The sequence below is a fragment of the Massilia sp. BHUDP2 genome (assembly GCF_046236355.1).
GTDB lineage: Bacteria > Pseudomonadota > Gammaproteobacteria > Burkholderiales > Burkholderiaceae_D > Telluria > Telluria varians.
The window spans coordinates 62,665-75,459 of sequence record NZ_JBJUVW010000004.1; the positions used below are offsets into that span (position 1 = coordinate 62,665).

Consider the following 12,795-nt stretch of genomic DNA (forward strand, 5'->3'; position numbering starts at 1 on the left):
TGTTCCCGTCAAGACGCGAGCGTGGCCGCGCGCTGGAATACCGAGACGCAGTAATCCATCAGCGTCGAGGTCATCCAGTGACCGGCCAGGATCACCGCCGCCAGCGTCACCAGGAGGCGCGGCAGGAAGCTCAGGGTCTGTTCGTTGATCTGGGTCGCGGCCTGGAACAGCGCCACGATCAGGCCCATCACCAGGCCCGGCACCACCAGCACCAGCACCAGCAGCATCACGACCTGCAGGGCCTCGGCCACCAGGTCGACAGCGATATCAGGACTCATCTAGTAATGTCTCTCGTTCGGTCGCTTATAGCTAATAACCATGGATACTGCCGACCAGCGTGTTCACGGTCAGGGTCCAGCCATCCACCAGGACGAACAGCAGCAGCTTGAAGGGCAGCGAAATCACCAGGGGAGACAGCATCATCATGCCCATCGCCATTAGCACCGAGGACACCACCAGGTCGATGATCAGGAAGGGGATGAACAGCATCGCCCCGATCTGGAAAGCGGTCTTCAGTTCGGACAGCACGAAGGCCGCCAGCTTGACGGTGAAGCTGCGCTGCTCGGGCGCCAGGCTGGCCGGCTCGCCCGCCAGGTGCGCGACCTGGGCCAGCGCGGTCTTGCTGGTCTGGGCCAGCATGAAGCGCGTCACCGGCACCTCGGCGATTCTCAAGGCCTGCTCCAGGCCGATCTGGTCGCGGTCATAGGGCAGGAAGGCGTCCTTCCACACCGCTTCGCCGACCGGACGCATCACCAAGAGGGTCAGGATCAGCGCGATGCCGGTGATGATCCGGTTCGGCAGGCCCTGCTGCAGGCCAAGGGCCTGGCGCAGCAGCGACAGCACGATCACGAAACGGGTGAAGCTGGTCATCATCATGACCATCACGGGCAGCAGCCCGAGCAGGGTCATCAGGACCAGGATCTGCGACTTGACCGTCATCCCCTGGGTCGAGCCGGGGATCACCCCGGGCAGGATGCTCGGCCCCTGCTGCTGGGCGTCGGCAGGCAGCGCGACCAGCAGCAGCGGCAAGGCCAGCGCGCCGGCAAGCGCCAGCGCGGCGCGGCGCCTGGATGCGCCGCGAACTGCCAACGTCATGACGTCAGGGCGTCCAGGTTCAGGCCGTCGAGGTCGATGACCTTCAGGCCGTACTGCTCGCCGGCGACGACGACTTCGGCGCGGCCTATCGGCGCGCCGTTGACCTTGATGACCAGCGGCTCGCCGGCCAAGGCGTCGAGCGGCACCACCGAGGACGAGCCGATCGCCATCAGTTCCTGCAGCGAGATGCGGGCCGAGCCCACTTCCAGCGTCAGGGTCACCGGGATCCGGCGCATCATCTGCGGCAGCTGGCGCGCCGCGTTCTTGCCCGCGACGGCGGTAGCGGCCTCGACACCCTCGAGGTCGTCGATGATCACGTCGCCAGTGAGTTGATCGTTCAGGTTCATGTCCATTTACTCGGCATCTTCAAAAGAGGTTAAACAGAGTTTTCCTTTGTGCTCGGCCACGGCGGCCGTGAACAGGCGCGATTCGTCCAGCAGCACGTCGGCGCGTCCGACCGACACCGGAATGACGTCGCCCACCTTCAGTTCGAACAGCGCGCCCAATGTGGTTTCCTTGCTGACCAGGCGTCCTTCGAGCTTCACGAACAGGCCGGAGGACAGGCCGTCGTTGCCGGCGCGCGCGGTGCGGACGCTGCTGCGCTCTTCCTTCAGGCCCTGCAGCACATGGGCCATCAGTTCCTGGTCCAGGCCGATCCAGCAATGGCTCTGCTGCTCGCCCTGCGCCAGGGTGATGCGGATGACCCAGCCGGCCTTGCCCGGCGCGCTCGCGGGGCTCGGCACTTCCACCACCGCGGCGTCGGCGCCCGGCACGTCCACGCCGACCGCCGCCAGGCCTTCGGCCACGCGCGCATGCAGCTGTTCGGCCAGCTGCGCGGTGAGGGTCGCGGCCAGGCGCTCCTCGGTCGCGGTCACGCGCTCCAGGCTGGGGTCGCGCGGCGCGCTCGGCGCCGCGTTCTTGCGGCCGTAGCGGCCTTCCAGCAAATCCAGCAGCAGGCTGCGCTCGAACGCGACCGCGGCGGTGCCCAGGGGACCGGCCACCGCCAGCCAGCGCAGGCCGTCCTGGTCGGGAGCACGCTCGAAGGCCAGGTTCGCCAGCCGCCAGCTGCCCCAGTAGCGGCGCCCGCCGGGCCCCGCCATCGTCGTGGCCAGGGCATCGGCGAAACGGCGCGCGAACTTCGGCAGCAGGTGCACCGGGCGTCCCAGCAGGCTGGGATCGAGTACCTGGTAACTACCCTGGTACTTCCCGGAACGGTCGGCCCCGTCCTTGCGCGATCGGTCGAGTGGATTCATCGGCATTGTTTATTGGTCACTAGGAAACGGCGAATATCTTTTTTTCATTCCGCAGGGAAACTATTATACATGGAGATTTACGCCAAAGACTTTGACATTCGCCTTTGATTTCCCACTTGCCCTACGGTAATATCTCTCCCATCGCATCGCAACAAACGGCCCTTTTCCCTGCACATACAGAGGAAAGCCCCGATAAAAGGGTCAAGAACAAAACGGCCGTTCGTAGACACTGATTTAACAAAGCATGCCCTTAGACGGGTTTTCTGACGACAAAACAAGACACACTTTGTCGCCTTCGCACAACACGCGCAACACCTCTTTTTTCGCACTGGATTGAGAATGGGAACTGAACTTGTCGGTCTGATCAAAGCTGACCTTGCTGCCCTGACAAATGAAGCCAAGCGTCTGGCCGTCGTTCCGGCCGCTGACCCGTCAACCGGCACCACATTTAACAATTCGCAAGGCGCATTTTCCTTCACGCAATCAATGAAGGATGCGATCGCCAGCGTGGACGCGGAAGACCGCGCCGCCGGCGAACGCATGGCCGCCGTCGACGCCGGCAAGAGCGACGACCTGGTCGGCGCCATGCTGGCCAGCCAGCAGGCCAGCCTGTCCTTCTCGATGCTCATGCAAGTTCGCAACAAAGTCATGGGCGCCGTGGACGAACTGATCAAGCTGCCGGTCTGACCTCTCCCCTATTCCAGAGACTCTCGTGATTTCGACCCTCAAGGCCGCCTTTGGCGGCAAGAAGCCGACGCTGCCCGACATGCCGCCGGCGCTGCGCAACAACCTCAGCCTGCTGCTCGGCCTGGCCGTGGCCATCACGGCCGCGGTCATGCTGTTCCTGTGGCAGGACCAGTCCAACTACAAGCCGGTGTTCGGCGCCCGCGAAAAGGTCGCCGCCAGCGACATGATGAGCGTGCTCGAAGCCGAAGCCATCCCCTACCGCATCCACCCGGAGAGCGGCCAGGTGATGGTGCCGTCCGGCGAGCTGGGCAAGGTGCGCATGCTGCTGGCCGCCAAGGGCGTGACCGCCCAGCTGCCGGCCGGCCTCGAGCTGATGGACCGCAACGACCCGCTCGGCGTGTCGCAGTTCGTGCAGGACGTGCGCTTCCGCCGCGGCCTCGAGGGCGAACTGGCGCAGAGCATCCTGACCATCGACGCGATCGCCTCGGCGCGCGTGCACCTGGCGATCGCCAAGTCGAGCTCCTTCGTGGCCGGCGCCGGCGACCAGTCCTCGGCCTCGGTGGTGGTCGCGGTCAAGCCGGGCCGCTCGCTGTCGAACGAGCAGATCGCCGCCATCGTCAACATGGTGTCGAGCAGCGTCGCCAACCTGAACCCGGCGCGCGTGTCGCTGGTCGACCAGGCCGGCAACTACCTGTCCTCGCGCGTCGACCTGAGCGACGGCTACGACGGCCAGGCCCAGGGCCAGGGCGACAACAGCGCGGCCAAGCGCTACACCGACGAGGTGCGCAACAACGTCAACGAACTGCTGGCGCCGGTGCTGGGCGCGAACAACTTCAAGATGAGCGTCACCGCCGACGTCGACAACGACAAGATCGAAGAGACCCAGGAAAAGTACGGCGAGGCCCCGAAGGTCACCAGCGAAGCGATGCGCGAAGAGATGGAGCGCAACCGCATGGCGCTGGGCGTGCCGGGCACCCTGTCGAACCGTCCGCCGGTGGCCGACCCGGCCGCTGCGGCCGACGGCCAGGCCCCGGAGGCCGCCGCCAAGCCCGACGACGGCAGCGCGCGCAAGAACGCCACCACCCGCCAGTACGCCTATGACCGCGCGATCACCCAGATCAAGCGCTCGCGCGGCCGCCTGAAGAAGCTGTCGGTGGCGGTGGTGCTGAACAATGCCAGCGCCGCCAATCCGAAACTCGGCTACACCCCGGCCGAGCTGGCGAACATCGAGAAGATCCTGAAGGGCGGCCTGGGCATCGACGCCGCCCGCGGCGACGTGCTGACCGTCTCCAGCCTGACTTTCCCGGCCGCTGCCCCGGCCCAGGAATGGTGGCAGGAACGCGACAACGTGGTCGACATGACCAATTACGGCCTGTATGCGCTGGGCGCCCTGCTCGCCTACCTCCTGCTGGCCCGCCCGCTGCTGCGCGCCGCGACCTCGCGCCTGGCGCCGCAGCCGCCGCTGATGCCGGCCGCACCAAGCCTGCCGGGTGCGCCGGGTGGCGCTGCCGCGAGCGCCGACGGCGCCATCGCCGCCCTGCCGGCAGGCGCGCCTGCCGCCCTGGGCGCCCCGGCCCTGGCCGGTGCGGCCGCCGTCGCCGACGCCGCCGCCCCGGGCAAGATGCCGGTGGTCCCGCTGCTCGAAAACTACGACCTCCCGCCGGCCGGTTCGGCCGTCGACGTGATGGTCGACCATCTGAAGGTCCTCGCCGGCAAGGAGCCTGAGCGCGTCGCCGAAGTCGTCAAACAATGGGTGCAGAAAAAACATGGCCGAACTGAATAACTTCGACGGCGAACAAGCCGTCCTGACTCCGGTCGAGCAGGCCGCCATCGTGCTGCTCTCGATCGGCGAAGAAGGCGCCGCCGCGGTGCTGCGCTGCCTCGAGCGCGAAGAACTGCTGGAACTGACCCAGGTGATGTCGCGCATGAGCGGCATCAAGGTCGACTCGGTCAAGACCGCGGTCCAGAACTTCTTCGACGACTACCGCGAGCAAAGTGGTTTGCACGCCGCCTCGCGCAGCTACCTGAAGCGCTCGCTCGACCTGGCTTTGGGGAGCGACATTGCCAACAGCGTCCTGAACACCATCTATGGCGACGAGATCCGCCCGATGATGGCGCGCCTGCAGTACGCCTCTCCCAAGTGGCTGGCCGAATTCATTTCGAGCGAGCACGTGCAGATGCAGGCCGTGTTCCTGGCCTTCCTGCCGCCCGCCATGGCCTCGCAGATCCTCGAAGCGCTGCCGGCCGACGGCCGCGAGATGGTGCTGCTGAACATGGCCCACCTCGACGAGATCGAGCGCGACGTGCTGCACGAGCTGGAAGAACTGGTGAACCGCTGCCTGGCCGCGCTGGATACGCAAAGCGCCAGCGTGGAAGGCGTGCGCCAGGTCGCCGAGATCCTCAACCGCCTGCAGGACAACCGCGCCGGCATGGTGGAGCTGCTGCGCGCCCACGATCCGGAGGTCGTGTCGCAGATCGAGATGTCGATGTACGACTTCTTCATCCTATCGCGCCAGACCGAACAGGTCATCACCCGCCTGCTCGACGAAGTGCCGCTGGAGCAGTGGGCGATCGCGCTCAAGGGCGCCGAGCCGCAGCTGCGCGATGCGATCCTGGGCGCGATGCCGAAGCGCCAGGCCCAGAGCTTCGAAGACCTGATGCGCCGTTCCGGCCCGGTGCCGATGTCGCGCATCGAGCAGACCCGCCGCGAGATCATGGCCACCGTCAAGGACCTGGCCGACGCCGGCGAGATCGACATCGCACTGTTTGCCGAGGCGACCGCCGAATGAAGCAATTCCGGCCCTATCACTTCCCGCCCCTGTACCAGCTGACCAGCGCCCTGCCCAAGGGCGCGACTGCGGGCGACGGCATCGGCTCGACCGAAGAATGGCAGGCCGCGCTGTCCGACGGCTACCGCCAGGGCCAGCGCGAAGGCTACGAGGCCGGCCTGGACCAGGGCCGCGCCGACGGCTTCCCGGTGGGACAGAGCGAAGGCCTGCAGCGCGGCGTCGAGGAAGGCCGCGCCATGGCGCTGGCCCAGTTCGATGAGCTGTCCAAGCCGATCGACGCCATGCTGAAAAGCCTGAAGAAGCTCAAGACCGACATGCGCGCCGCCCAGCGCAAGGAAGTGGTGGACCTGGTCGGCAAGATCGCGCGCCAGGTGATCCGCGCCGAACTGGCGCTGCAGCCGGTGCAGCTGCTCGCCCTGGTGGAAGAAGCCCTGAGCGTGATGCCGCCTTCGCGCGACGCGGTCGAGGTGTTCCTGAATCCGGAAGAACTGCGCCGCGTGCTCGAGCTCGACCCGAAGCGCGCCAAGAAGTGGACCCTGCTGCCCGACCCGGCCCTCGAGCCGGGCGAATGCCGGGTGCGTTCCGGCGACAATGAGGTCGACGCCGGCTGCCAGGGCCGGCTGACGGCCGTGATGGACCAGGTGCGCGCGCAGATCCTCGACGAGGAGGACGCCGAATGACGGCGCTTGCCGCCAAGCTGCGCGCGGTCGAACTGGGCGCGGTGCCGGTCGCCACCCCGACCGGACGCCTGGTGGGCGCCCAGGGCCTGCTGCTGGAATCGGTAGGCTGCCCGCTGCACACCGGCCAGCGCTGCCGCATCGAGACCGTCGACGGCGGCTGGATGGACGCACAGGTGGTCGGCTTCAAGGAAAAGATCAGCTACCTGATGCCCTTCAAGAAGGCATCCGGCCTGGCGACCGGCGCACGCGTGCTGCCGGTGCAGGAGAAAAGCGAGCTGATGATCGGCCCATCCTGGATGGGCCGCATGGTCAATGGCATGGGCGAGCCGATCGACGGCCTCGGCAAACTCGGCGGCGACCAGCCCCTGTCCACGACCCCGCCCAAGGTCAATCCCTTGCGCAAGGCCCCGGTGGACGAACCGCTGGACGTCGGCGTGCGTGCGATCAATGCGATGCTCACCATCGGCAAGGGCCAGCGCGTCGGCCTGATGGCCGGTTCCGGCGTCGGCAAGTCGGTGCTGCTCGGCCTGATCACGCGCCAGACCGTGGCGGACGTGATCGTGGTCGGCCTGATCGGCGAGCGTAACCGCGAGGTGCGCGAATTCGTCGAGAAGTCGCTCGGCCCCGACGGCCTGAAGCGCGCGGTCCTGGTCGTTGCCCCGGCCGACGAGTCGCCCTTGATGCGCGTGATGGCCACCGAACTGTGCCACTCGATCGCGGCCCACTTCCGCGACCGCGGCCAGAACGTGCTGCTGCTGTGCGATTCGCTGACCCGCTACGCGATGGCGCTGCGCGAAGTCGCGCTGTCGCTGGGCGAGCCGCCGGCCACGCGCGGCTATCCGCCCTCGGTGTTCTCGAACCTGCCGCAGCTGGTCGAATCGGCCGGCAACGGCGAGAACCCGAAAGGCAGCATGAGCGCGATCTACACCGTGCTGGCCGAAGGCGACGACCAGCAGGACCCGGTGGTCGATTCGGCGCGCGCGATCCTGGACGGCCACATCGTGCTGACGCGCGAACTGGCCGAACGCGGCCACTACCCGGCGATCGACGTCGCCCAGTCGATCTCGCGCTGCATGGCGCAGGTGGTCGGCCAGGAGCACCAGCTCGCCGCCCGCAAGCTCAAGGCGGCTCTGGCCAAGCACGCCCGGGTGCGCGACCTGATCCCGCTCGGCGCCTACGTGCCGGGCGCCGATCCGGAGACCGACAAGGCGGTGCGCCTGCATCCGCACATCGAAGCCTTCCTGTGCCAGGGCACGCGTGAAGAGGCGCCGATGGGTGGGTGCGTCGAACAGTTGAAAGCGATGATGGCATGAAGCGCACCCGCACGATCGCCAGCCTCGGCACCCTGGTGGAGCTGCGCTCGCTCGACGTGGACCGCCTGCAGGCCGACCTGGCCAGCCAGGAAGCCACCCGCACGCGCTACCAGAACAACCTGGCGCGCCTCGATGCGCTCACCGAAGGCAGCGGCGCGACCGGAGCACTACCCCTGGCGCTGGCGCTGAACTGCGGCGCCTACAAGCAGAACGTGATGGCGATGGCCGACCTGCATCGCACCGACCTGGCCCTGCACGAAGCGAATATGGCGGTGTCCCAGCGCAAGCTGGCCGATGCCTGGACCAGGCGCGAACTGCTGGGCAAGGTGCTGGAACAGGAACAAGTGCTGCATGCGCGCGAGCAGGAACGTGTCGTGCGCAAGCGTGAAGACGATATCGCCACCCAGTCGTGGATGGCAGGCAGGGCCTAAGCGGGCCGCAACAATAGGAGAGACAACATGGCAACCATCACCAGCCCAACCTATGACCCGGCCAGCACCGCTGCCGCGCTGGCGCAGAAATACGTTGCGGGCAGCCAGCAGATGCTGACGGCCAGCACCAACCAGGCCAGCGCGACCGTGAAAGGCTTGAACGACCTGTCCAGCGCGCTCAGCGCCTTCCAGTCGAGCCTGAACTCGCTGACCGGCCTGAACAAGAGCCTGTTCAGCCAGTCCGCCAGCTTCAGCGACACCACCGTCGGCACCGCCACGGCGAGCGCCAGCGCGGCCCCGGGCAGCTATTCCTTCGTGGTCGAACAACTGGCGACCGCCAGCCAGTTCGCCTACAGCGGCCTGGCCGACGGCGCCAATACCGGCAAGCTGACCATCAAGCTGGGCACCGGGCCGGGCTTCCAGGTCGACCTGACTGCCGCCAACACCGACGGCAACGCCACCCTGACGGTGCGCGAACTGGCCGCGGCGATCAACGGCGCCACCGGCAATACCTCGCTGGTGTCGGCCTCGGTCGTGACGGTCGACGGCAACCCGCAACTTGTGCTCAGTGCGCGCAACACCGGCACCGACAACAAGATTTCGCTCGACACCAGCCTGGTCAGCGGACCGCTGAAGGCTGCGCTCGACAATACCGCCAACGTCAAGGAGACCGTGATCGCCAAGGATGCGATCGTCTGGCTCGGCGCCCAGGGCAGCGGCACCAAGATCGTGCAAGGATCGAACACCTTCTCCAACATCGATGGCGTGAAGATGACCTTCAACAAGACCAGCGCCACGCCGGTCACGCTCACGGTCGCCGCCGACAGCAGCGCCACCACCACCAACGTGCAGGCCTTCGTCGATGCCTATAACAAGCTCAAGAGCGCGGTCGACGCCATGGTCGCGCCCGGCGACCCGGCCAGCGGCAAGGCGGGTGGCGTGTTCTCCGGCGACAGCGGCATCCGTGCGCTGCAGAGCCGCCTGGTCAGCCTGCTGCGCAGCACGGCCGACGGCTCGCTGGCCAACTACGGCATCATCGGCGCCCGCAACGGCACCCTGACCCTGGACAACGCGCGCCTGACCAAGGGCCTGGCGGCCGATCCGAACGGCCTGGACGCCATGATCGGCAGCGCCGGCGGCACCACGGCGACCGGCATCGCCGGCAAGCTCGATGCCTACATCAAGGAATGGAACAACAGCATCAACGGCCAGATCAAGACCCGCAAGGAAGCGGTGTCGAAATTGCAGATCGACCTGACCGCACGCCAGGATCTGCTCGACAAGCGGTATGACTCCGCTTACCAGCGCTACCTGCTGCAATTTACCGAACTGCAGAATGTGCAGAGCCGGATGACGAGCAACAGCTCGATGTTCGACGCACTGTTCGGCAACAACAAGGATTAAAGGTACCCACGATGTCCTACCAAGACGCTTATGGCGACTACCACGCCGTCAACCTCGATGCGCAGACCTCGCGCGCCTCGCCGGTCGAGCTGGTCCTGCTGCTCACCGACGGCCTGCTCGACGAACTGGCGCGCACCCGCGCCCACATCGTCGCCAAGCGCTTCGAAGCCAAGGCCGCCAGCATCGACAAGTGCGTCGAGATCATCAACGGCCTGTCGAGCTCCCTCGACTTCGAACAGGGCGGCGAGACCGTCGGCAACCTGGCGCGCATCTACGAATTCTGCGTCACCCACCTGCATGGCGCCGGCATCAAGATGGACCCGGGCATGGTCGATGAAGTGGTGCGCATCCTGAGCACCATCCGCCAGGGCTGGAAAGGCGTCCAGGAGCGCAATGGATAGGACGCGCGCCATCGATGAGCTTGGCAAGGTCCTGCTCGACGCCGGCGCGCGCGCCGACTGGGCGCTGCTGGGCCGCGCCGTCGGCGAGCTCGCCCCGCGGCTGCGGGCGCTGGCTGCTGGCCGTCCCTGGACCGATGCCGAGCGCGCAGCCCTCGAGCAGCTGCGCGGCGCCCACGCGAGCGCGGCCCAGGCGGTCGCCGCCGCCAGCGCCCAGCTGCAGGCACGCATGGACGAGATGCTCGCCAACAAGGAAGGCTGGATGGCCTATGCCCTCGCAGACGACAACGACACCGGTAGCACCCAACGATGAACATCACCATGAATAGCGCTTCCCTGCCGGTCTCCGCCGACACCGCCAACAGCGCCGCCGTCAACGGCGCGGCCCCGGCCGACGCCCTGTCGCTCGACCCGGCGCTGGCCGCCGCGCAGTCCGGCGCACAGGCGCCGCTCGCCTTCCTGCAGTTCATGCAGGTGGAGGCGCCGGCGGCGCCCGAGGCCATGGCGCAGCCGGAACTGGCTGCCGCCGTGCCGGGCGAGGCCGTACCCGCCCCTGAAGCGCGGGAAGAAGCCACCGAGGCCGACGCCCAGCCGCTGCTGGCTGCCATGAGCACGCCGCTGATGCCGTCGATGATGGCGATGCCGGCGGCCCTGCCCGCCGCCATGCGCCTGATGGCCGGCGCGCCGGAGCGCCAGGAGCGTCCGCTGGATGCCGCACCGGCCCCTGCTGCCGCAGCCGCCAACGCCGGCGTGGCCGCGCTGCCGCCCACAGCCGCGGCGCCCGCCAGCCCGCAGCCGGCCCAGGTGCACGAAGCCGTCATGGCACGCGCCGGCGCCGCGCCGCAGCCGGCCCAGCCGGCCGTGGCCGCGCCTGCCGCCCCAGCGGCGGCCGCACCGGCACTCGACGCCGCCGGCGCCGACGGCCAGGCCGCAAGCGGCGGCAGCGCCGCCGGCAGCACCGGCTTCGGCGTCGCCGCACCAAGCGCCCCGGCCGCCGCGCCGCGCGACGGCGGTACGCTGAGCCTGTCCGGCCCGCCGACCGCATGGCGCCAGAGCCTGCAGGAAGCGCTGGGCGACCGCCTGAACCTCCAGCTCGGCAAGAACGCCGAGCAGGCCGTGATCCGCCTCGATCCGCCCATGCTGGGCCGGGTCGAGATCTCGATCCGCCACGCCGGCGGCAGCCTGGAAGTGAACATCACCGCCACCCATAGCGAGGTGCTGCGCCAACTGAATACCGTGAGCGACAACCTGCGCAACGACCTGGCCGGGCGCCAGTACACCGACGTCTCGGTCAACGTGAGCCAGGCGCCGCGCGCGCAGGCCGCGGCGCAGCCGGGCGCGGGCTTCGGCGCGGATGCGCAGGGCCGCGGCCGCCAGCAGGGCCAGGACCAGGACGAGCGCGCCCCCGGCGCGGCCCTCGCCGAAGCCAACCAATCCACCACCGCGTTCTCCCTCGGCGGACGCGCTTAAGTCTCCTATTACCCACTGAGCCATGAACAGCAAAGCCAAACTGATCGCCGCCTTCTTCGGTGTCGCCATCCTCGCCGCCGGCGCCGCCGGCGGTGCGATGTGGTACCTGGCCCCTGCCCAGTCCGGCAAGGCGGGCGCCGCGGCCGAAGCGCCGAAGAAAGCACTGGAAAAGAAGCCGACCAAGTACGTCACCCTCGACAAGGTGATCGTGATGCTGCGCCGCGCCCCGAGCGAGGCAGCAGCCCACTACCTGTCGGTCGACCTGGTGCTGGCCACCACCACCGAGCAGGAGAAGGAGGCCAAGGAACACCTGCCGCTGCTGCGCAGCATCGTGGTGTCCTCGCTGTCCACCCACACGCTGGCCGAGGCCAACGCCATGACCGTGGACCAGTACGCCGCCCTGCTGAACCAGACCTTCAACGCCAATTATGAAAAGGAAAACCACGAGAAGCCGTTTTCCGAAGTCATGATCGGCAAGCTGATCATTGAATAAAACACGCGCAGCGGGGACATCGTGGCCTATCTAGCCGACTATGCCGATACCAACGGCGCTTCGCTGTACGGCGAGGCGCCCGCCAACGCCGGGATGACGCCGGGCGAGGAGCAGCGTCACCTGCTGGCCTATGCGCCGCTGGTCAAGCGCATCGTACGCCAGCTCAATTCGCAGGTGTCGGGCACGGTCTCGCGCGAGGACATGGAGCAGATCGGCCTGATGGGCCTGCTGGAAGCGCTGCGCCGCTACGGCACCCCGGACGTGGGCTTCGGCAGCTACGCCAGCCTGCGTGTGCGCGGCGCCATCCTCGACGAGCTGCGCCGCCAGGACTGGCGTCCGCGCGCGGTGCGCCAGGACAGCCACCGCGTGCGCGACGAGCTGCGCGCCCTCACCCGCAAGCTCGGCCGCGAGCCGCTTGAAAAGGAAGCCGCCGCCGCCCTGGGCGTGACGCTGGAAGAATTCCGCCAGCACGTGCTGGACGACTGCGCCGAAGAGATGCTCAGCTTCGACGAGGTGCTGCAGGAAGCAACCGACCATGCGCACAGCGCGCCCAGCCCGGAGGAAGCCTACCTGGTGCGCCGCAGCCTGGAACAGGTGCTGGGCAGCCTGAACGAAAAAGAACAGCGCGTGATCCAGATGATCTACGAGTTCGAACTGAGCTACAAGGAAATCGCCGCAGTGCTCGACCTGTCGGACGCGCGCGTCTGCCAGCTCAACAAGAGCGCCCTGGCCAAGATGAAGGCGGCCTTGCTGCGCGCCTGAACGACAAACAACAAGCAAGC

16 protein-coding genes are annotated in these 12,795 nt (G+C 67.7%); 12 read left to right on the top strand and 4 right to left on the bottom strand.

From position 1 onward, the window contains the following. Window positions 1-8: 8 nt before the first annotated feature. From fliQ to ACK6C6_RS21890, 4 genes are read right to left on the bottom strand one after another with little or no spacing between them, the layout of a single operon-like run. Window positions 9-278, bottom strand: a complete 270-nt coding sequence (gene fliQ, locus ACK6C6_RS21875) for a flagellar biosynthesis protein FliQ (protein ID WP_027866955.1) — start codon at window positions 276-278, stop codon at window positions 9-11. A 31-nt stretch (window positions 279-309) separates the two neighbouring features. Then, on the bottom strand, window positions 310-1,095 hold the full coding sequence (fliP, locus tag ACK6C6_RS21880; protein WP_409269266.1) for a flagellar type III secretion system pore protein FliP: 786 nt from the start codon (window positions 1,093-1,095) through the stop codon (window positions 310-312). Further along, on the bottom strand, window positions 1,092-1,448 hold the full coding sequence (locus ACK6C6_RS21885) for a FliM/FliN family flagellar motor switch protein (protein WP_409269267.1): 357 nt from the start codon (window positions 1,446-1,448) through the stop codon (window positions 1,092-1,094). Before ACK6C6_RS21885 ends, fliP begins: the two co-directional genes overlap by 4 nt. Continuing rightward, a complete protein-coding gene (locus ACK6C6_RS21890) occupies window positions 1,449-2,354 on the bottom strand; it encodes a hypothetical protein (protein WP_292041763.1) in 906 nt (301 codons plus the stop codon). Window positions 2,355-2,687: 333 nt separating this feature from the next. Here ACK6C6_RS21890 and ACK6C6_RS21895 point away from each other — a divergent pair, with 333 nt between their 5' ends. Genes ACK6C6_RS21895 through ACK6C6_RS21950 form a run of 12 tightly spaced genes read left to right on the top strand, consistent with a single transcriptional unit; the run spans window position 2,688 to window position 12,775 of the window. Next, on the top strand, window positions 2,688-3,035 hold the full coding sequence (locus ACK6C6_RS21895; protein ID WP_409269268.1) for a flagellar hook-basal body complex protein FliE: 348 nt from the start codon (window positions 2,688-2,690) through the stop codon (window positions 3,033-3,035). Between the two features lie 25 nt (window positions 3,036-3,060). Next, window positions 3,061-4,818 (top strand): flagellar basal-body MS-ring/collar protein FliF, encoded by a 1,758-nt coding sequence (fliF, locus tag ACK6C6_RS21900; protein WP_409269270.1) that lies wholly within the window; start codon window positions 3,061-3,063, stop codon window positions 4,816-4,818. Continuing rightward, the gene (locus tag ACK6C6_RS21905; protein WP_409269271.1) at window positions 4,802-5,824 is read left to right on the top strand and encodes a FliG C-terminal domain-containing protein; all 1,023 of its coding nucleotides are present in this window, start codon (window positions 4,802-4,804) and stop codon (window positions 5,822-5,824) included. The genes fliF and ACK6C6_RS21905 overlap by 17 nt, the downstream gene beginning before the upstream one ends. Then, entirely contained in the window at window positions 5,821-6,504 is a 684-nt protein-coding gene (gene fliH, locus ACK6C6_RS21910; protein ID WP_409269273.1) for a flagellar assembly protein FliH, read from the top strand. The genes ACK6C6_RS21905 and fliH overlap by 4 nt, the downstream gene beginning before the upstream one ends. Beyond that, window positions 6,501-7,817, top strand: coding sequence for a flagellar protein export ATPase FliI (fliI, locus tag ACK6C6_RS21915; RefSeq protein ID WP_409269275.1), 1,317 nt, complete (start codon window positions 6,501-6,503; stop codon window positions 7,815-7,817). Before fliH ends, fliI begins: the two co-directional genes overlap by 4 nt. Further along, a complete protein-coding gene (locus ACK6C6_RS21920) occupies window positions 7,814-8,248 on the top strand; it encodes a flagellar export protein FliJ (protein WP_409269276.1) in 435 nt (144 codons plus the stop codon). The genes fliI and ACK6C6_RS21920 overlap by 4 nt, the downstream gene beginning before the upstream one ends. A gap of 27 nt (window positions 8,249-8,275) precedes the next feature. Further along, window positions 8,276-9,652: a flagellar filament capping protein FliD gene (gene fliD / locus ACK6C6_RS21925; protein WP_209588053.1), complete on the top strand. Its 1,377-nt coding sequence runs from the start codon at window positions 8,276-8,278 to the stop codon at window positions 9,650-9,652. Between the two features lie 11 nt (window positions 9,653-9,663). Further along, complete coding sequence (fliS, locus tag ACK6C6_RS21930) at window positions 9,664-10,053, top strand: flagellar export chaperone FliS (RefSeq protein WP_209588052.1); 390 nt, start codon at window positions 9,664-9,666, stop codon at window positions 10,051-10,053. Further along, window positions 10,046-10,363: a hypothetical protein gene (locus ACK6C6_RS21935; RefSeq protein WP_209588051.1), complete on the top strand. Its 318-nt coding sequence runs from the start codon at window positions 10,046-10,048 to the stop codon at window positions 10,361-10,363. Before fliS ends, ACK6C6_RS21935 begins: the two co-directional genes overlap by 8 nt. 8 nt (window positions 10,364-10,371) lie before the next feature. Continuing rightward, window positions 10,372-11,520 (top strand): flagellar hook-length control protein FliK, encoded by a 1,149-nt coding sequence (locus ACK6C6_RS21940; protein ID WP_209588050.1) that lies wholly within the window; start codon window positions 10,372-10,374, stop codon window positions 11,518-11,520. 22 nt (window positions 11,521-11,542) lie between these two features. Next, window positions 11,543-12,013 (top strand): flagellar basal body-associated protein FliL, encoded by a 471-nt coding sequence (fliL, locus tag ACK6C6_RS21945; protein WP_409269279.1) that lies wholly within the window; start codon window positions 11,543-11,545, stop codon window positions 12,011-12,013. Window positions 12,014-12,034: 21 nt separating this feature from the next. Next, complete coding sequence (locus tag ACK6C6_RS21950) at window positions 12,035-12,775, top strand: FliA/WhiG family RNA polymerase sigma factor (RefSeq protein WP_409269281.1); 741 nt, start codon at window positions 12,035-12,037, stop codon at window positions 12,773-12,775. The last annotated feature ends 20 nt before the right edge of the window (window positions 12,776-12,795 follow it).